We start from the raw sequence: 18,716 nt of genomic DNA, 5'->3' as shown, positions 1-18,716 counted from the left end.
ACTCACGCCCGTCGGCGGGTCGCTCGCCAAGAAGAGGTTAAAATCGCAGTTGACCAGCGAGGACAGGGCACCTTGCTGGTCCTGCGCCCAGGCGCGTCCTGCGGGCGACGTACCGTATGGCCGCGGGAGCAGGTACCGTGGAAGCCCTAAGGACGGGTCTCTCTGCGGAGAGCCCGTTCGAGATCATGAACGCGTGTCAAGACTCTGGGGCCGTCGAGCCCCGTCACCGAGGGGGTCGAGCCATGGGGCGCGGCCGGGCAAAGGCCAAGCAGACGAAGGTCGCCCGCCAGCTGAAGTACAGCAGCGGCGGGACTGACCTCTCGCGTCTGGCCAATGAGCTGGGCGCTTCGACCTCGAATCAGCCGCCGAATGGCGAGCCGTTCGAGGACGACGACGAGGAAGACGACCCGTACGCCCAGTACGCGGATCTGTATAACGACGACGAGGATGACGAGGACTCAGACGAGTCCGGTCCCTCGTCGCAGCGCCGCGGCGCTTGACCTCGCAGTCCTGCAGTCTGCAGTCCAGCAGTAGTTCTTCGCAGTTCTCGTTTTCGTAGCAACTGCACTTCACCCGGTCCGGGGTGGTCACACCGCCGGACCGGGTTTTGTGCTGCCCTGCGGTCCCTACTTGCTGTAGTCACCCGTGAGCGCCGCGCCCGTGGCGTGCTCGCCGCGCTCGGTGATCTCACCGGCGACCCACGAGTCCACGCCGCGGTCGGCGAGCGTCGCGAGCGCCGAGTCCACCGCGTCCTGCGGGACGATCGCCATCATGCCGACGCCCATGTTCAGCGTCTTCTCGAGCTCCAGGCGCTCCACCGCGCCGGCCTTGCCGACGAGGTCGAAGATCGCGCCGGGCGCCCACGTGGAGCGGTCCACGGTGGCGTGCAGGCCGTCCGGGATGACCCGGGCCAGGTTGGCCGCGAGGCCGCCGCCCGTGATGTGGCTGTACGCGTGGACGTCCGTGGTGCGGGTCAGCGCCAGGCAGTCCAGCGAGTAGATCTTGGTGGGCTCCAGGAGCTCCTCGCCGAGCGTGCGGCCGAGCTCCTCGATGTGCTGGTCGAGCTTCAGGTTCGCGCGGTCGAAGAGGACGTGGCGGACCAGCGAGTACCCGTTCGAGTGAAGGCCTGAGGACGCCATGGCGATCACCGCGTCACCCGTACGGATACGATCCGGGCCGAGCAGCCGGTCGGCCTCCACGACGCCGGTGCCGGCGCCCGCGACATCGAAGTCGTCCGCGCCGAGCAGGCCCGGGTGCTCCGCGGTCTCGCCGCCGACGAGGGAGCAGCCGGCGAGGACACAGCCCTCGGCGATGCCCTTGACGATCGCGGCGACACGCTCGGGGTGCACCTTGCCGACGCAGATGTAGTCGGTCATGAACAGCGGCTCGGCGCCGCACACCACGATGTCGTCCACGACCATCGCGACGAGGTCGTGACCGATGGTGTCGTACACGCCGAGGCGGCGGGCGATGTCGACCTTCGTGCCGACTCCGTCCGTGGCGGAGGCGAGCAGCGGACGCTCGTAACGCTTGAAGGCGGAGGCGTCGAAGAGGCCGGCGAATCCGCCGAGACCGCCGAGGCCGGCGACCTCGGGGCGCTGCGTCTTCTTCACCCACTCCTTCATCAGCTCGACGGCGCGGTCGCCCGCTTCGATGTCGACGCCCGCGGACGCATAGCTGGCACCAGGTGTCTCAGACATGGCTTGAGAACTTTCGTGTCGTACGACGGGGGTCTTACGGGCGACGGAGGGCGTCGGTGGCGGCGGTGTTCGCCGGTCCTGCCGCGAGCTCGGTCTCCAGAAGCTGCTTGCCGAGCAGCTCGGGGTCGGGAAGGTCCATCGGGTACTCGCCGTCGAAGCAGGCGCGGCAGAGGTTCGGCTTGTCGATGGTCGTGGCCTCGATCATGCCGTCGATGGAGATGTAGGAGAGGGAGTCGGCGCCCAGGGACTTGCCGATCTCGTCGATCGACATGCCGTTGGCGATCAGCTCGGCGCGCGTCGCGAAGTCGATGCCGAAGAAGCACGGCCACTTCACGGGGGGAGAGGAGATCCGGATGTGGATCTCGGCCGCGCCCGCCTCGCGGAGCATGCGGACCAGGGCGCGCTGGGTGTTGCCGCGCACGATCGAGTCGTCGACGACGACCAGGCGCTTGCCCTTGATGACTTCCTTGAGCGGGTTGAGCTTCAGCCGGATACCGAGCTGCCGGATGGTCTGCGAGGGCTGGATGAAGGTCCGGCCGACGTACGCGTTCTTGACCAGACCCGCGCCGAACGGGATGCCGGAGGCCTCCGCGTAACCGATCGCGGCGGGGGTGCCCGATTCCGGCGTCGCTATGACCAGGTCGGCCTCGACCGGTGCTTCCTTGGCGAGTTTGCGGCCCATCTCCACGCGGGAGAGGTACACGTTCCGCCCGGCGATGTCGGTGTCGGGGCGGGCCAGGTACACGTACTCGAAGACACAGCCCTTGGGCTTCGCTTCTGCGAATCGTGAGGTGCGCAGGCCGTTCTCGTCGATGGCGACGAACTCGCCCGGCTCGATCTCGCGCACATAGCTGGCGCCGCAGATGTCGAGGGCGGCGGACTCGGAGGCGACGACCCAGCCGCGCTCCAGCCGGCCGAGGACCAGCGGGCGGATGCCCTGCGGGTCGCGGGCCGCGTAGAGGGTGTGCTCGTCCATGAAGACGAGGGAGAAGGCGCCCCGAACATCCGGAAGGATCCTGGCGGCGGCGTCTTCGATGGTCAGCGGCTTGCCGTCGTCGTCGACCTGGCCCGCGAGGAGCGCGGTGACGAGGTCGGTGTCGTTGGTCGCCGCGAGCTGCGTGTTGCGGCCGTTCTCCTTGGGGAGGGCCGCGACCATCTCGGCGAGCTGGGCCGTGTTGACCAGGTTGCCGTTGTGGCCGAGCGCGATCGAGCCGTGCGCGGTGGCACGGAACGTCGGCTGGGCGTTCTCCCAGACGGAGGCGCCGGTGGTCGAGTAGCGGGCGTGACCGACCGCGATATGACCTTGGAGGGAGCTGAGGGAGGTCTCGTCGAAGACCTGGGACACGAGGCCCATGTCCTTGAAGACGAGAATCTGGGAGCCGTTGCTCACCGCGATTCCCGCGGATTCCTGACCTCGATGCTGGAGGGCGTAGAGCCCGAAGTAAGTCAGCTTGGCGACCTCTTCACCGGGAGCCCAGACACCGAAGACGCCGCAAGCGTCCTGGGGGCCCTTCTCGCCGGGGAGCAGATCATGATTGAGTCGACCGTCACCACGTGGCACGCCTCCGAGTGTAGGCGAGATCGACCACTGGTCCGAATTGGCGAACGTGATCCCGTGCCTGGTCGAGCCGGTCGCACCCGCCCGTGAAGCCCCTGTCCGGGCGTGCGCCGGCCTCCGCTCACCCCCTTCCGCCCGCCCCGGCCCTTTGCCGCGATCATGATGCTGACCTGGCTCTTCGCGTGCTGTCGGCGCTGCTGGGCGGTCTCGGGTGCGGCGCCGGCGGCGGGTGCGGGGCGGTGGGCTCCGGTGGGGGCGGCGCCAGGCGCACGGGCGGTCGCGAGTGTGACGGAATTCGCTGCGGAGGCGGAGGCGGGGTACGGGGTGCGGGCGCCGTCCGGTCAGTCCCGGCCCGCTCGCGCCGCGGCGCCGGTTCCGTCGGGGGCCGTCAGCGTGAGGGTGCGGCCCTGGATCTCGTACGACAGCTTGTGGGCGAAGAGCTTCAGGAGGGCGCGTTCGGTGTCCATGCGCGGGCCCTGGCAGAGCATGCGGGTGGTGACGGGCCTGCCGAGCGTGAGGTGGCCGTCGCGGAACCCTGCCTTGGCGCGGAAGCGGTTGCAGCCGAGGTTTCCGGTGGCGGCGCCCTCCTGGCCGTCCTTCTCGAAGGTCATCCTGGCGCGGCCCGCGACCTCCTTGGGCAGCGAGGTCGCGACGTCGTCCGAGATCAGGCTCGTGACGGTCCACTCGGTGCCGGTCAGCGGGGCCGGACGGTCCTTGACCAGGGCGATCGTGTCGCCGTCGTCGGTGGTGAGGGTGAGGCGGTCACCGTCGGTCCTGGCCCTGTTGCTGCCGCCGATGGCGCGGCTGAACGTCTTCTCGAAGTCCCGCTGCTTCTTGTCGGTGCACATCGTCATCGTCACGGCGGTCCTGCCGATACGGATCGTGTCGCCGTCGATCTCGGCCTCCGCGTCGAAGCTGTTGCAGCCGTTGTTGCCGCGCGCCCGGTCCGCCGAGGGGAACTCCACGTAGGCGCTCCCGGGGGCCTGTGTCGTGGCGCCGTCGACGGTGACGCTCTCGACGTTCCAGCGGACCCCGGTGACGGGCGTACCCGCCACGGACACGGTCTGTGATCCGCACGCTGCGACGGCCGCGAGGGGCAGGAGCGCGGCCAGGACGGTGAGGTTCCGGGATTGCGTGTGCATGGCGGTTGGACGGGCGGGGCGGCCGGATCGGTTCCCCCGTTCCGCCATCGGGGTCAGCTCATGAGGGGCAGCAGCCTGCTGAGATCGGCCCGCTCGCCGCTCGCGCTGACCTTCGCGTCGTCCAGGGCGGCGCGCCACCCGACGCGTCCGGTGGCGAGGCGGATCCAGGTGAGCGGGTCCGTCTCGACGACGTTCGGCGGGGTGCCGCGGGTGTGGCGGGGGCCCTCGACGCACTGGACGACGGCGAACGGCGGGATCCGCACCTCGGTCGACGCACCGGGCGCCTTCACGGCGAGAGCGTCGGCGAGCAGCCTCGTACAGGCGGCGAGCGCCTGACGGTCGTGAGGGACATCGAGCCCGGGCAGCGCGTCGTTCAGGTCGTCGGTGTGGACGACGAGTTCGACGGTACGGGTGACGAGGAAGTCGGCGAGGGTCATGGCGCCGGTTGGGGCATCCCCTGTTCGAGCGGAGCCGAGAGCTTGGGGAAGGGTGGGGATCAGTCGGGTGTCGGGGGCCTCGGCGAGGGCCTCCTCGATACGGGCCGTGGTGCGCGCGAAGAGCTCCGACGGCTGCGCGCTCGCGGCGAGTTCCCGGGCGCCTTCGGCGATGGCACCGGACTCGGCAGCGGTCCCCGACGGCCAGTCCAGGAGCGGGAGTTCATGCTTGGCCGGCTCCGGCAGCTCCAGCCCCCTGGCCACCGCGCCGACCGTCATCGTGAAGTGCGCCGCCAGCTCCCGTACGGTCCAGTCGCCGAGCCGGGTCGGCGCGCCGAGCTGCTCGGGCGTGAGCGTGAGCACCGCATCCCGCACCTGCCCGAACTGCGCGAGGACGGCCGCCCGGATCTTGGCGGAATCATAGGAGCGCGCACGCTTCTTGGCCGGAGACATGGGGCGAGCCTATTCCGCGACCGGCATCCGTTCTTGGCGAACGTGGGGGCTGGGGTCTTCCGTTTGGATCAGGCCGGACCAGGAGCGGGGCCGGTGCCATGCCCCGCGAGCCCGGCGTGATCCGGAGGGGAGGCCCTGGGCCGCGCCGGTTCCGTGTGGCACGTCGAGGCGGGGGGAGCTTGATCCGCGAGCGGCCGCGGCGCTCGGTGACATCGGTGACGCAGGCGCGGAAGGCCTTCTCGGGCGCGGGAGTCATCGGCCTGTCGTAGCCGAGCGCGGCGGTCATGGTGTGGATCTGCGGTTGCCCGCCGCAGACGGAAGAGGCCCGCCGGACCGCGTCATTGCTGCTGCGGCTCGCCTTTCCCGGTTCTGCTTCGTCCGGCGGCTCGTGGCACAACGCGAAGGCCCCACCCGGCAGTTCGCGGCCGGGTGGGGCCTTCGCGTTCGTACGGGGACGATCGTCAGGCCAGCAGCGCCGGGATCGTCGCCTCGTGGGCCTCGCGGAGTTCCGTGAGGGAGAGGGCGAACTCGCCCTGGAGTTCCACCGCGTCGCCGTCGACCACGCCGATGCGGGTGGCCGGGAGGCCGCGCGCGCCGCACATGTCGGTGAAGCGCAGCTCCTCGCTCCGCGGGACGGCGACGACCGCGCGGCCCGCCGACTCGGAGAACAGGAACGTGAACGCGTCCAGGCCGTCGGGCACGATGAGCCGCGCGCCCTTGTCACCGAGCATCGCCGACTCGACCACGGCCTGGATGAGACCGCCGTCGGACAGGTCGTGCGCGGCGTCGACCATGCCGTCGCGGGACGCCGAGATCAGGATGTCGGCGAGCAGCCGCTCCCGCTCCAGGTCGACCTGCGGCGGCAGACCGCCGAGGTGGTCGTGGACGACCTGCGACCAGGCCGAGCCGCCGAACTCCTCGCGGGTGTCGCCGAGCAGGTAGAGGAGCTGGCCCTCTTCCCTGAAGGCGACCGGCGTGCGGCGGGCGACATCGTCGATGACGCCGAGCACGGCGACGACCGGCGTCGGGTGGATCGCCGCCTCGCCCGTCTGGTTGTACAGCGAGACGTTTCCGCCGGTCACCGGGGTGCCGAGGATCTGGCAGGCGTCGGCGAGACCGCGGATGGCCTCGACGAACTGCCACATGACGTCCGGGTCCTCGGGCGAACCGAAGTTCAGGCAGTCGGAGATCGCGAGCGGCTTGGCGCCGGTCGTCGCGACGTTCCGGTACGCCTCGGCGAGGGCGAGCTGCGCGCCGTGGTACGGGTCGAGCTTCGCGTAACGGCCGTTGCCGTCGGTCGCGATGGCGACGCCGAGCCCCGACTCCTCGTCGATGCGGATCATGCCCGAGTCCTCGGGCTGCGCGAGGACGGTGTTGCCCTGCACGAAGTGGTCGTACTGCGAGGTGATCCACTTCTTCGACGCCTGGTTGGGCGACGCGACCAGCTTCAGGACCTGGCCCTTCAGCTCCTGGGCGGAGGCGGGCCGCGGCAGCTTGTTCGCGTCGTCGGCCTGGAGCGCGTCCTGCCACGCGGGGCGGGCGTACGGGCGCTCGTAGGTCGGGCCCTCGTGGGCGACCGTGCGCGGGTCGACGTCGACGATCTTCTCGCCGTGCCAGAAGATCTCCAGGCGGTCGCCGTCGGTGACCTCACCGATGACGGTCGCGATGACGTCCCACTTCTCGCAGATCTCGAGGAAGCGGGCGACCTTCTCGGGCTCGACGACCGCGCACATGCGCTCCTGCGACTCGCTCATGAGGATTTCCTCGGGCGAGAGCGTGGAGTCGCGCAGCGGTACGTCGTCCAGCTCGACGCGCATGCCGCCGGAGCCGTTGGACGCCAGCTCGCTGGTGGCGCAGGAGATTCCGGCGGCGCCGAGGTCCTGGATGCCGACGACGAGCTTCTCGGCGAACGCCTCCAGGGTGCACTCGATGAGGAGCTTCTCCTGGAAGGGGTCACCGACCTGCACGGCGGGGCGCTTCGAGGGCTTCGCGTCGTCGAAGGTCTCGGAGGCCAGGATCGAGGCGCCGCCGATGCCGTCGCCGCCCGTCCGGGCCCCGTACATGATGACCTTGTTGCCCGGGCCCGACGCCTTCGCGAGGTGGATGTCCTCGTGCCGCATGACGCCGATGGCGCCGGCGTTGACCAGCGGGTTGCCCTGGTAGCAGGCGTCGAAGACGACCTCGCCGCCGATGTTCGGCAGGCCCAGGCAGTTGCCGTAGCCGCCGATGCCGGCGACGACTCCGGGCAGGACGCGCTTGGTGTCGGGGTGGTCGGCGGCGCCGAAGCGCAGCGGGTCCACAACGGCGACCGGGCGCGCGCCCATCGCGATGATGTCGCGCACGATGCCGCCGACGCCGGTGGCCGCGCCCTGGTAGGGCTCGACGTACGACGGGTGGTTGTGCGACTCGACCTTGAAGGTGACGGCGTAGCCCTGGCCGACGTCCACGACACCGGCGTTCTCACCGATGCCGACGAGCAGCGCGTCGGACTGCGGCGCCTTCTCGCCGAACTGGCGCAGGTGGATCTTGGACGACTTGTACGAGCAGTGCTCGGACCACATCACGGAGTACATGGCGAGCTCGGCGCCGGTCGGGCGGCGGCCGAGGATCTCCACGACGCGCTCGTACTCGTCCTTCTTCAGGCCGAGTTCGGCCCAGGGGAGCTCGACGTCGGGGGTCTGTGCGGCGTTCTCAACGGTGTCGAGGCTCATGAGGCGGCGACCAGCTTCTTGAGGATCGAGGTGAAGAAGGGGAGGCCGTCGGTGCGACCGGAGCCGATGAGCGGCTCGACGGCGTGCTCCGGGTGCGGCATCAGACCGACGACGTTGCCCGCCTCGTTCGTGATGCCGGCGATGTCGCGGAGCGAACCGTTCGGGTTGAAGTCGACGTAACGGAAGGCGACGCGGCCCTCCGCCTCCAGCATGTCCAGCGTGCGCTCGTCGGCGACGTAGCGGCCGTCCATGTTCTTCAGCGGGATGTGGATCTCCTGGCCGGCCGTGTAGTCGGCGGTCCAGGCGGTGTCCGTGTTCTCCACGCGCAGCTTCTGGTCACGGCAGATGAAGTGCAGATGGTCGTTGCCGAGCATCGCGCCGGGGAGCAGATGCGCCTCGGTCAGGACCTGGAAGCCATTACAGATACCGAGAACGGGAAGACCCGCCTTGGCCTGGTCGACGACGCTCTCCATCACCGGCGAGAACCGGGAGATGGCACCCGCCCGCAGATAGTCGCCGTAGGAGAATCCACCGGGCAGGACGACAGCGTCGACCTGCTTCAGATCCTTGTCCTTGTGCCAGAGGGCTACGGGTTCCGCGCCGGCGAGTCGGATCGCGCGCTGCGTGTCCCGGTCGTCGAGGGATCCGGGAAAGGTGACGACTCCAATACGAGCGGTCACTTTTCTGCCCCCACCGCGGGTTCTTCCACCTTCACGGTGAAGTTCTCGATCACGGTGTTGGCGAGGAACGTGTCGGCCAACTCGTGGATACGGGCGAGGACGGCATCGTCGACCGGCCCGTCAACCTCGAGTTCGAATCGCTTTCCCTGACGTACGTCGGAGATGCCCTCGAAACCGAGGCGCGGCAGTGCACGCTGCACCGCCTGGCCCTGGGGGTCGAGGATCTCCGGCTTGAGCATGACGTCGACTACGACGCGTGCCACTGGCACTCCCGGTGTGTGGTGCTGAGCAGGTCCCTTCAGACTACCCGGACAAAATTTCTACTCGCGTAGACCGTAGGAAGCTACGAGAGCCGGATCACGTTACTGCAACAGCCCCGGTGACCCCGTGGAAAATCCGGGGAAAGATTTCGGAGACCCATTGCCTCCGGACACGCGGGCGGATTTAGTCGGTCTTCACAATGCAATGCCATGCAGGGTAAAAAGGAAATGGCGAAAGCGGGCAGTTCGCCTCTGCTTTGCCCCATAACAGCCGGACAGTCGACATCGGCGCACGTCAAGGTGCGGATGTCGCACGAAGGGACCGATATTCGTGGCGCAGCGTGTCGTGGTCACTCTCTCCGACGACATCGACGGCGGAGAAGCCGCAGAAACGGTCATGTTCGGTCTCGACGGCAAGTCGTACGAGATCGACCTGAATCCAGCCAATGCCGAGAAACTGCGCAAGGCCCTGGCCCCCTTCCTCCAGGCCGGCCGCAAGCAGACCGGCTCGGGCCGTGCGGCGTCGGGGAAGACCGTCAGGAGCTTCAAGCACACCGCCGTGTCCGCCGATCCGGCGGCCGTCCGCGCCTGGGCACGCTCGCACAAGATGGACGTCCCGCCGCGCGGCCGCATCCCCAAGCGGGTCTACGAGGCGTTCGAGGCGGCCAACTGACTCCCTCCGGCAGCCCGCAGAGCAGCGGACTTGCGCTGCACCCCTGTTGATCAGCTAAAGTCTGGAGCACGCCGAGGGGCGAGGCCGAAAGGCCGGACCTCACGGAGTCTTGCGGGTGTAGTTCAGTAGTAGAACATCCCCCTTCCAGGGGGAAGGCGCAGTGTGCAATTCCTGTCACCCGCTCTGCATCGCGTACCAACCACTCTTCGGAGTGCGGTAGGCTGGTGCTCGCACCGATCGATGAGAGTCGATCGGAGGCAGTGCGAACGTAGCTCAGTTGGTAGAGCGCAACCTTGCCAAGGTTGAGGTCGCGAGTTCGAACCTCGTCGTTCGCTCCAGTTGAAGGCCCCGGTCCATCGGACCGGGGCCTTCTGCATGTCCGCCCCTCTCCACTTCTGCATCTCCGCCCCTCTCCCACCTCCCGCGGCGCAGGTCCGCGACCCGCTCTGACATTTGTCATGCGGTCCGGTGACAGCGCGCACTGCTCCTCGCCCCGGCGCCGGGACAGGCTCGGAGCATGGAAACGAACGAGCGCGTGATCGACGTCACCGATCTGCGACGCGTGTACGGGGGCTCGTACGAGGCGGTGCGCGGAGTGACCTTCTCCGTCGCCCGCGGAGAACTCTTCGCCCTCCTCGGCACCAACGGCGCGGGCAAGACCTCCACCGTCGAACTCCTCGAAGGACTCGCCGTCCCCGCCGGCGGCCGTGTACGGGTCCTCGGGCACGACCCGTACACGGAACGCGACCTGGTCAGGCCGCGCGTCGGGGTCATGCTCCAGGAAGGCGGCTTTCCGTCCGAGCTGACCGTCGCCGAGGCCGTCCGGATGTGGGGCGGATGCACGAGCGGTGCCCGGCCCGCCGGTGAGGCCCTTGAGCTCGTCGGGCTCGAACGGCGGTCCCGGATCCGCGTGAAGCAGCTGTCCGGCGGCGAGAAGCGGCGCCTGGACCTGGCGCTCGCGCTGCTGGGCCGGCCCGAGGTCCTCTTCCTCGACGAGCCGACCACCGGCCTCGACGCCGAGGGGCGGCGCGCCACCTGGAACCTGGTGCGCGAGCTGCGCGCCGAGGGCACCACCGTGCTGCTGACCACCCACTACCTCGAAGAGGCCGAGGAACTCGCCGACCGGCTCGCCATCCTGCACGAGGGGCGGATCGCCGCCGAGGGCCGCGTCGACGAGGTCGTCGCCGCCCAGCCCTCGCACATCTCCTTCGAACTTCCCGACGGCTACTTCCCCGGCGACCTCCCGCCGCTCGCCGAGCTCGGCGTCAGCGGCCACGAGACGGACGGCCGCACCGTGCGGCTGCGGACCGGCGAGCTCCAACGGGCCGCCACCGGGCTTTTGTTGTGGGCCAGGGACGCCCGGGTCGAGCTGCGGGGGCTCGACGTGCGCAGCGCGTCCCTCGAAGAGGCGTTCCTGCGGATCGCGCAGGACGCCCGTACGGAAACCATGGCCGGCACGGAGAACAGGGACGAGGTGGCGGCGCGATGAGCACGGTCGTGACGGACAGGACGAGGCCCGCGGTCACGGGCGGCACGACGGCCGCAGGGCGGATGCGGGCGCTCGCCCGCGCGGAGCTGACGCTGATCGGGCGCAGCAAGGGCACGCTCGTCACCGCGGTGTTCGTGCCGCTGGTGCTGCCGTTCAGCGTGCGCTCGTCGATCGACAGCATGGACCTGAAGGGTGCGGGACTCACCGTCGGCTCGGTGCTGCTGCCGTCCGCGATCGGCTTCTCCCTCCTCTTCGCGGTCTACAGCGCGCTGGTCGGCGTGTACGCGGCGCGGCGCGAGGAGCTCGTCCTCAAGCGGCTGCGCACCGGCGAACTGCGGGACGCGGAGATCCTCGCCGGTGCCGCCGTGCCCTCCGTCGCCATCGGCCTCGCGCAGAGCCTCGTGCTCGTCGCCGCCTGCACGGCGTTCCTCGACGTGGGGGCTCCCCAGGCGCCCTATTACGCCGTACTCGGGCTGCTGCTGGGCCTGGTGATGTGGCCCGCGCTCGCCGCCGTCACCGCGAGTTTCAGCAAGAGCGTCGAGAGCGCGCAGGTCGCGGCCATGCCGCTGCTGCTCCTCTCGCTGCTCGGCTCCGGCACCGTCGTACCGCTCGAAGTCATGCCGGACCGTCTCGCGTCGGTGTGCGAACTGCTGCCCCTCACGCCGGTGATCACCCTCGTACGGGGCGGCTGGACCGGGGACCTCTCCGCGTACGGCGCCCTGGGCGCCGTCGCCACCGCTGTGGCCTGGACCGTCCTCGCCGTGTTTGCTGTACGACGGTGGTTCCGCTGGGAACCGCGGCGGTGATCCGACGGAGCGGGGACATGAGGCGGCCTGACGTGTGGTGGCGGGGGAAGAGCACCCCGGCGAAGGTGGAGACGTACACGCGATGGTCTCTGCACTCCTTCGGGCTCGTCGAGATCTGCTGGCTCGGGCCGCTCGCCTTCGGTGAGGTGCCGGCCGCGCTCGCGTGGACCCTGCTCCTTGCGCTCTGCGCGCATGCCGTGTTCGGCGCGGTGACCACGTCCCGGGCGCTCGACTGGACGCGCGGCCGGCGCGAGCAGCCGATCCGCCTCGTCATCGCGTACGGCGTCGCCACCGCCGTGATCGCCGTCGGGACGCTCGGCGTGATGCTGCGGGTGCCCGCGGACGCGGACTCCGGGGATCGCACGGCGCTCGTCCTCTTCGTCGGCATCCTCATGGTCGGCGCGGGCTGTGTCACGCCCGGGCTGCGCACCCGCAGGCGGGTGATCGGCGCGGCGCTCGGCGCGTCCCTCGGTGCCGGGGCGGCGTCCGTGCCGTCCGGGCTGCCCGCGCCCGCCGCCCTCGTCACGGCGGCCACCGTGCTGTTCACCACCGCGATCTTCGCGCTGACCGCCGGATTCTCCGTCTGGCTGCTGAACGCCGTCCACGAACTCGACGAGGCCCGCGAGACCAGGGCGCGGCTCGCCGTCGCCGAGGAGCGGCTGCGGTTCGGGCGCGATCTCCATGACGTGATGGGCCGCAATCTCGCCGTGATCGCGCTCAAGAGCGAGCTCGCGGTCCAGCTCGCCCTGCGCGGACGGCCCGAGGCCGTGGACCAGATGACCGAGGTGCAGCGCATCGCCCAGGAGTCACAGAAGGAAGTACGGGAGGTCGTACGCGGCTATCGCGAGGCCGACCTGTCGGCCGAACTGGCGGGCGCGCAGGGCGTGTTGACCGCCGCGGGGATCTCCTGCGAGGTGACAGGTCCGGCCGCCGGGCTGCCCGGCCCCGTGCAGTCCGCCCTCGGCTGGGTCGTCCGCGAGGCCACGACGAACGTCCTGCGGCACGGGGACGCCCGGCGCTGCGACATCGGCCTCCGGGTGGGGCCGCACGCGGTCGTCCTGAGCGTGGAGAACGACGGGGCCAAAACGCCTGGGGCCCTGAGCGGCGGGTCGGGGCTCGCGGGGCTGCGGGAGCGCCTTGCCGAGGTCGGCGGGACGCTTGAGGCGGGTGTGGTGCCAGATACGGACGGGATGTTCCGGGTGGTGGCCGAAATACCGCTCGCCGGGCCCACCGCGCAGCAGCGGCGCGACGCCGCGTACGAAAGGAGCGCCGGGTGACCGTGCGCGTACTGCTCGCCGATGACGAGCACCTCATCCGCGGGGCGCTCGCCGCGCTGCTCGGGCTCGAGGACGATCTGGCCGTCGTCGCCGAGGCCGCCACCGGGCCCGAGGCGCTCGCCATGGCCCGGGCGCACCGGCCCGATGTGGCGGTGCTCGATCTGGAGATGCCGGGCGCCGACGGTGTGAAGGTCGCCACAGCGCTGCGCGGTGAACTGCCCGCGTGCCGGGTCATGATCGTGACCGGTCACGGGCGCCCCGGGCATCTGAAACGGGCCCTGTCCGCCGGGGTGCGCGCCTTCGTGCCGAAGACCATGAGCGCCCAGCGGCTCGCCGAGATCATCAGGACCGTGCACGCGGGAAACCGTTATGTGGACCCGGAGTTGGCGGCCGACGCGATCGCCGCGGGCGACTCCCCGCTGACCGCACGCGAGGCCGAGGTGCTCGAATTCGCCGCCGACGGGGCGCCCGTGGCGGAGATCGCGGAGCGCGCCGCGCTCTCGCAGGGGACCGTGCGGAACTATCTGTCGTCCGCCGTCTCGAAGCTCGGCGCCGAGAACCGGCACGCGGCGGTGCGGCTCGCGCGGGAGCGGGGTTGGGTATAGTTGCTCTCGCGCCACGGCGCAGTGCGAACGTAGCTCAGTTGGTAGAGCGCAACCTTGCCAAGGTTGAGGTCGCGAGTTCGAACCTCGTCGTTCGCTCCACAGAAAGCCCCCGGCACCTCAGGTGCCGGGGGCTTTCGCGTATCTGCGGCGCCGTGGTTACCAGCTGACGCCGGTCAGGCGCTCGTACGCCTCGATGTACTTGGCGCGCGTCGCGTCCACGACCTGCTGCGGAAGCGCCGGCGGCGGCTGCTCGCTCTTGCGGTCCCAGCCCGACTCGGGGCCCGTCAGCCAGTTCCGCACGTACTGCTTGTCGAACGACGGCTGGGCGTGGCCCGGCTCCCACTCGGCGGCGGGCCAGAAGCGGGAGGAGTCCGGGGTGAGGACCTCGTCGCCGAGGATCAGCGTCTCGCCGTCGAATCCGAACTCGAACTTGGTGTCCGCGAGGATCACGCCGCGCTCCCGCGCGATGTCCCGGGCCCGGCCGTAGACGGCGAGCGTCATCTGGCGCAGCTGGGCGGCGGTCTCCGCGCCGACCTGGCGGGCCACCTCCTCGTACGACACGTTCTCGTCGTGCTCGCCGACCTCGGCCTTCGTGGCGGGCGTGAAGATCGGGGCGGGCAGCTCGGAGCCGTCGGTCAGGCCCTCGGGCAGCGCGAGGCCGCAGACCGTGCGCGAGGCGTCGTACTCGACGAGGCCGGAGCCCGTCAGATAGCCGCGGGCCACGCACTCGACGGGGACCATGCGCAGCGACTTGCAGATGAGGGTGCGGCCCTGCCAGTCGGCGGGGGCGCCGGCCGGCAACTCGGTCGACAGGACGTGGTTGGGGACCAGGTCGGCGAGCTGGTCGAACCACCACAGCGACAGCTGCGTGAGCACGCGGCCCTTGTCGGGGATGGGGGTGGGCAGCACCCAGTCATAGGCGGACATGCGGTCTGAGGCGACCATCACGAGGTCGCCCGCCTCGTTCCGGTACAGGTCCCGCACCTTGCCGGTGTGGAGGTGTACCAGGCCCGGCACCTGCTGGGGTTCGGGCTTTTCGACGAATCCGGACACGGTTCCTCCCCGTGGATATGTACGAGTGCATCTGATTCTCGCTCATACAGGGATGAGTTTTGGCCACGGGTCCGGCGGGCGGCAGCGGCGGGGACGGGCCGGGGCGCGACCGGTCGGTCGCGTGGTCAGTCGCGCTTGCAGATCCGGTCGAGGAGGTTGGCCGTCGCACGCTGGATCCGCGGGTCGACATGGCCGGGCCGGTCCAGGGCCGGGGACCAGGCGAACGTGCCGGACGCGAAGACCAGCGATCCGGACGGCGCCCGGTACAGGGACGTCTCCTGGTGGCGCGGCGCCCGCTCGCTGTCGCGGTAGGGCGAGTGGGCGAGCAGGATGCGGTCCTCGTGCTCGGGCAGCGCGGTGCGCGGGAAGTAGCGGTCGGCCTCGCCCGCGACCAGGCCGTCGATCTCGTCGCCCTCGTGCGCCCCGGTGGCCTCCCACAGCCAGTGGCCCGCGTTCCGCACGACGAGGGGGTGCGGCTCCGGGACCCGGCCCGCGTACTGGATGCCCATGAGCTGCTGCTCGGGGCGGTCGATCTCGCGCCACAGGGCGGACTTCCCGGGCGCCCTGCGCTTGTGGCAGGTGAGCAGCCGGTCCGGCACACCGGACGGGGACGGGCCCAACTCCACCTGCCAGTACATGGTGTTGGCGGAGAGGAAGACGAGTGAGGTGCCGTGCTCGCGGGCCACTTCGGCGGTGCGGCGCATCGGCGTCGACCAGTACTCGTCGTGGCCGGGGAAGACGAGGCCCCGGTAGCGGGTCGGGTCGATGCGGCCCGCGTGCAGGTCGCGGGCGTCGGCGTACGCGAGGTCGTAGCCGTACCGCTCGGCCCAGCGGATGAAGTCGTAGGCGTGGCCGACGTGCAGGGGAAGGCCCGCGCCGGCGTACGGGCGGTCGAAGGAGACCGTCGTCGCGGCGTCGCCCTCGCCGAGCAGCCGCCCCTCCTCGTCCCACGCGTGGTAGAGACTCGCGCCCGTGTGCCCGTCCTCCGGATAGAGGTTGTACGCCTGCCAGGTCACGTCCGGCAGCAGCAGGAGGAGATCGGCGGGCCGGCTGTCGCGGACCGTGAAGGGGACGTGCGAGCGGTAGCCGTCGACGGTGGTGAGGACGGCCACGTACGCCCCCACGTTCCAGAACGACGGGATCTGCAGGCGCCAGGACAGCCACCAGTGGTGGCAGGAGACCGTGCGGTCCGCGGTGAGCGGGGCCGGCTGGACGATGCCGGAGAGCCGCGGGCTGGTGATGATCTTGCTGGCGCCGTCGCCGCCGTAGTGACCGATGCGGTAGATGTCGACGCTGAACTGCTGGGGCGGGTCCACCGTGATGTGGAAGTCGATCGCCTCGCCGGGCGCGGCCGCTCCGGTCGATGTGAAGCCCTTGATCTGGCGGTGCACGTCGTCTGCCATGCGGGGGCCGCTGGTGCGAGGGCTGGGGATGCTGGTCGCGATGGTGCTCGCACCGGGCTGGGGGGCGTGGTCGACGTACCAGGGGACCACCTGGCCCGTGTCGTCGAAGTAGTGTTCGCTGCCGCGCAGCCACGGCAGGGGGCCCTGGCCGAACGGGTCGCTCACGGCGTGGGCGAGCGCGCCCGACTCCCAGCGGCGGATGGTGCGGGGTGACCGCGCGTGTTCCGGCCGTGCGGCCTTCTGCCCCTCCCGTTCCGGCCCCATGCGCGCTTCCCTCCCTCGCTCCCCCGAGCCCTTGTGCGCTCCGTCTGTCAGCGACCGGCCCCAGCACATCACATTACGCACGCACTCCGTCACCGTTCGTCGCGAATTGACGTGAACGGAACGTGGGCCTCCAGGTGGTGGGGGGTGAGCTGTGCGGATGCGAGGGGCGCGGGGTGCGGGTGTGCCGCGCATTCCGTCGCGGCCTACACCAGGCGGACCGGCTTCTCGGGGCGGATGCCGAGGCGGGTGAGCCAGGCGCGCAGGGGTTCCGGGTCGCCCTCCTCCACGAGGCTCAGGACGCGCGGGGTCAGGTCCTTGGCGCGCTCGCCGTCGACCAGGAGCGAGGGGCCGTCCAGCCAGTCGAGGCCGGGGGCGGCTCCGGCCGTGTCCACGGCGGCACAGCACACCATCGCCGTGACGTGGTCGGCCACCAACTCCCGTCCTGTACGGGGTGGTTGGAGAGGGAAGAGCGGGAGCATGCCCTCGTCCCACAACGCTTCGTCGGGCCCCTGTCCGGCGGCGGGCACGGGCGGGGCGGGACGCTCGCTCTCCTCCCGGGCCGACTCGGCACTGAGGCCGGCGGCGAGAAGAGCGGTGGGGGTGCCCTCGCGGTCCTCGGCGACGTCCTCGGCGCCCTCGGAGGCGTCCTCGGGGTCGTGGGGGGTGGTGGGGTCTTCCGGGGCCACGGACCGTGCGGGGTCTGCGGGGGCCGCGGTGTCTGCCGGGGATACGGGCTCTGCCGGGTCCCCGGCGCACGTCGCCGTCGCGAGGTGGTCCATCACCCGGGCGAGTGTCGGGCCCTCCCGGTCGGGGGACGCGGGGTCCGCGGAGCCGTGCACGCCGAGGGCGTCGAGAACGCGGTGCAGGCGCGCCGCGTCCATGCGCCACTTACGGTCCACGACCTCGTCCGGATACTCCTGCCAGTCGACCGGCGCCCAGTCGGGGCTCTGCTCGGCGGGGCCTCCGTGGAACAGCCGGGCGGCGAGCAGCGACGCCGCCTCGTCCACCGTGCCCGGCTCCTCCAGCAGATCGCAGGCGGGCCGCTCGCCGAGCCGGGAGGCGAACCCCTCGGCGAGGCGGTCGCGCCGGGACAGTTCGGTGAGGGCGGCCACGACGCCCGCGTCCAGGCGGGAGGGCCAGCGCCCCATGCGCCAGGCGGGCAGCGCGACCCGGGTGAGCAGCCGGTCCCAGCCCGCGTAGGCCAGGCCGACCTGCTCCTGGGCGACGATCCGCACGCCGTAGTCCACTGTCTGTGCGCGCTCGGCGGCGGCCGCGGCGACCCCGCGCTCCATCTCGCCCGCGTGGCCCCGGCAGCTGCGCAGCAACAGGCGCGCGACCCAGCCGACGCCGCCGAGAACCAGCCGCCCCAGCGGCCCACGGCCGGGCGCCGCGGCGACGGCGACCGCAGCGTCCAGGCCGCGCACGAAGCGGCGCGCGGCCGCTATGTCCGGGTGCGCCGACGGCCCCGTACCGGCGACGACCGGGGCGAGGACGGCGCGCAGCTCGCCCACGCGCATCCACCACAGGAAGGGGGAGCCGATGACCAGGACGGGTGCGGCCGGCACCCGGCCTCGGCCGGCGCCGCCGCCCCGGATGCCCGCGTCGTCGGCGTCCCGCGGGATCCGGCCCTCGTCGGCCTTGGGTCTGGGCGGTCCGTGCGCGGGATGCGTACGGTCCTCCAGCCAGCTGTCGCAGTCAGGGGTGAGCGCTATGGCGGAGGGGGCCGGGACGTCGAGCCGGTCGGCGAGATCGCGCACCAGCCGGTAGAGATCGGGGGCCCGCTCCTCGGCGATCGGCACCGTCGGGCTGACGGCCGGGCGGGCGCGGGCCACCACGAGGGCGATGCCCGCCGCGCACGCCAGGACGACCAGGGCGAGGACCGTCACGATCCACCGCGCCGCCTGCCAGCCGTCGCCGACCATGTGCCCGGTGGCGGCGCCCGCGGCCAGCACGACCGCGAAGGCCGCGGGCAGCAGGGCGACGGCCAGCGCTCTGCCGCGGATGCGCAGCACCGCGAGAGCCCGGGAGCGCGCGGCCTGCGCGCCCATCTCCGCACCCATACCGGACACGACCGATGTCACCCCCTGCTGCCTATGTTTCCCGCACCCATGACGTTGTCCACTCCCCCACTGTGGCATCCGTCACTGACATCGCAATGCCGGTGGGCCAAGTGCCGGAACGCTTTCGCCGCACCCTAGTTGGGGCTCA

The 18,716-nt window shown here is 71.0% G+C and carries 16 protein-coding genes and 3 tRNA genes; 9 read left to right on the top strand and 10 right to left on the bottom strand.

The window, feature by feature from the left end:
• Window positions 1-242 precede the first annotated feature (242 nt).
• Window positions 243-500 (top strand): DUF3073 domain-containing protein, encoded by a 258-nt coding sequence (locus ACZ67T_RS10630; protein WP_116512208.1) that lies wholly within the window; start codon window positions 243-245, stop codon window positions 498-500.
• A gap of 126 nt (window positions 501-626) precedes the next feature.
• Here ACZ67T_RS10630 and purM read toward each other — a convergent pair whose 3' ends face one another.
• The 7 genes from purM to purS form a co-directional block, all read right to left on the bottom strand.
• The gene (gene purM, locus ACZ67T_RS10625; RefSeq protein WP_469983032.1) at window positions 627-1,700 is read right to left on the bottom strand and encodes a phosphoribosylformylglycinamidine cyclo-ligase; all 1,074 of its coding nucleotides are present in this window, start codon (window positions 1,698-1,700) and stop codon (window positions 627-629) included.
• Between the two features lie 34 nt (window positions 1,701-1,734).
• A complete protein-coding gene (purF, locus tag ACZ67T_RS10620; protein WP_469983031.1) occupies window positions 1,735-3,261 on the bottom strand; it encodes an amidophosphoribosyltransferase in 1,527 nt (508 codons plus the stop codon).
• A 338-nt stretch (window positions 3,262-3,599) separates the two neighbouring features.
• Window positions 3,600-4,400: an META domain-containing protein gene (locus ACZ67T_RS10615; RefSeq protein WP_469983030.1), complete on the bottom strand. Its 801-nt coding sequence runs from the start codon at window positions 4,398-4,400 to the stop codon at window positions 3,600-3,602.
• A 53-nt stretch (window positions 4,401-4,453) separates the two neighbouring features.
• Complete coding sequence (locus ACZ67T_RS10610; RefSeq protein ID WP_469983029.1) at window positions 4,454-5,287, bottom strand: maleylpyruvate isomerase family mycothiol-dependent enzyme; 834 nt, start codon at window positions 5,285-5,287, stop codon at window positions 4,454-4,456.
• Window positions 5,288-5,748: 461 nt separating this feature from the next.
• Window positions 5,749-7,998 (bottom strand): phosphoribosylformylglycinamidine synthase subunit PurL, encoded by a 2,250-nt coding sequence (purL, locus tag ACZ67T_RS10605; protein ID WP_469983028.1) that lies wholly within the window; start codon window positions 7,996-7,998, stop codon window positions 5,749-5,751.
• On the bottom strand, window positions 7,995-8,678 hold the full coding sequence (purQ, locus tag ACZ67T_RS10600) for a phosphoribosylformylglycinamidine synthase subunit PurQ (RefSeq protein ID WP_469983026.1): 684 nt from the start codon (window positions 8,676-8,678) through the stop codon (window positions 7,995-7,997). The genes purL and purQ overlap by 4 nt, the downstream gene beginning before the upstream one ends.
• Complete coding sequence (gene purS, locus ACZ67T_RS10595; protein ID WP_100598945.1) at window positions 8,675-8,941, bottom strand: phosphoribosylformylglycinamidine synthase subunit PurS; 267 nt, start codon at window positions 8,939-8,941, stop codon at window positions 8,675-8,677. The genes purQ and purS overlap by 4 nt, the downstream gene beginning before the upstream one ends.
• 328 nt (window positions 8,942-9,269) lie before the next feature.
• Here purS and ACZ67T_RS10590 point away from each other — a divergent pair, with 328 nt between their 5' ends.
• The 8 genes from ACZ67T_RS10590 (at window position 9,270) to ACZ67T_RS10555 (ending at window position 13,887) form a co-directional block, all read left to right on the top strand.
• The gene (locus tag ACZ67T_RS10590) at window positions 9,270-9,611 is read left to right on the top strand and encodes a histone-like nucleoid-structuring protein Lsr2 (protein ID WP_469983024.1); all 342 of its coding nucleotides are present in this window, start codon (window positions 9,270-9,272) and stop codon (window positions 9,609-9,611) included.
• A 111-nt stretch (window positions 9,612-9,722) separates the two neighbouring features.
• A tRNA-Gly gene (locus ACZ67T_RS10585) sits at window positions 9,723-9,794 on the top strand.
• Between the two features lie 79 nt (window positions 9,795-9,873).
• Window positions 9,874-9,949, top strand: a tRNA-Gly gene (locus ACZ67T_RS10580).
• 179 nt (window positions 9,950-10,128) lie between these two features.
• Window positions 10,129-11,100 carry an ABC transporter ATP-binding protein gene (locus tag ACZ67T_RS10575; RefSeq protein ID WP_469983022.1) on the top strand — a complete coding sequence of 324 codons (972 nt, stop codon included), beginning with the start codon at window positions 10,129-10,131 and terminating at the stop codon, window positions 11,098-11,100.
• Complete coding sequence (locus tag ACZ67T_RS10570; protein WP_469983021.1) at window positions 11,097-11,906, top strand: ABC transporter permease; 810 nt, start codon at window positions 11,097-11,099, stop codon at window positions 11,904-11,906. Before ACZ67T_RS10575 ends, ACZ67T_RS10570 begins: the two co-directional genes overlap by 4 nt.
• Window positions 11,907-11,923: 17 nt before the next feature.
• Window positions 11,924-13,183, top strand: coding sequence for a sensor histidine kinase (locus ACZ67T_RS10565; protein WP_469983020.1), 1,260 nt, complete (start codon window positions 11,924-11,926; stop codon window positions 13,181-13,183).
• Window positions 13,180-13,788, top strand: coding sequence for a response regulator (locus tag ACZ67T_RS10560; RefSeq protein ID WP_469983018.1), 609 nt, complete (start codon window positions 13,180-13,182; stop codon window positions 13,786-13,788). The genes ACZ67T_RS10565 and ACZ67T_RS10560 overlap by 4 nt, the downstream gene beginning before the upstream one ends.
• 23 nt (window positions 13,789-13,811) lie before the next feature.
• A tRNA-Gly gene (locus ACZ67T_RS10555) sits at window positions 13,812-13,887 on the top strand.
• Between the two features lie 57 nt (window positions 13,888-13,944).
• Here ACZ67T_RS10555 and ACZ67T_RS10550 read toward each other — a convergent pair.
• The 3 genes from ACZ67T_RS10550 to ACZ67T_RS10540 all read right to left on the bottom strand — a co-directional run bounded on the left by ACZ67T_RS10550 (window position 13,945) and on the right by ACZ67T_RS10540 (window position 18,568).
• Window positions 13,945-14,841, bottom strand: coding sequence for a phosphoribosylaminoimidazolesuccinocarboxamide synthase (locus ACZ67T_RS10550; RefSeq protein WP_469983016.1), 897 nt, complete (start codon window positions 14,839-14,841; stop codon window positions 13,945-13,947).
• Window positions 14,842-14,966: 125 nt separating this feature from the next.
• Window positions 14,967-16,508 carry a N,N-dimethylformamidase beta subunit family domain-containing protein gene (locus ACZ67T_RS10545; RefSeq protein ID WP_469983014.1) on the bottom strand — a complete coding sequence of 514 codons (1,542 nt, stop codon included), beginning with the start codon at window positions 16,506-16,508 and terminating at the stop codon, window positions 14,967-14,969.
• A gap of 203 nt (window positions 16,509-16,711) precedes the next feature.
• On the bottom strand, window positions 16,712-18,568 hold the full coding sequence (locus ACZ67T_RS10540) for a hypothetical protein (protein WP_469983101.1): 1,857 nt from the start codon (window positions 18,566-18,568) through the stop codon (window positions 16,712-16,714).
• Between the last annotated feature and the right edge of the window lie 148 nt (window positions 18,569-18,716).

Source organism: Streptomyces sp. NPDC107517 (assembly GCF_055582645.1).
This window is presented reverse-complemented; position numbering and strand designations above follow the sequence as displayed.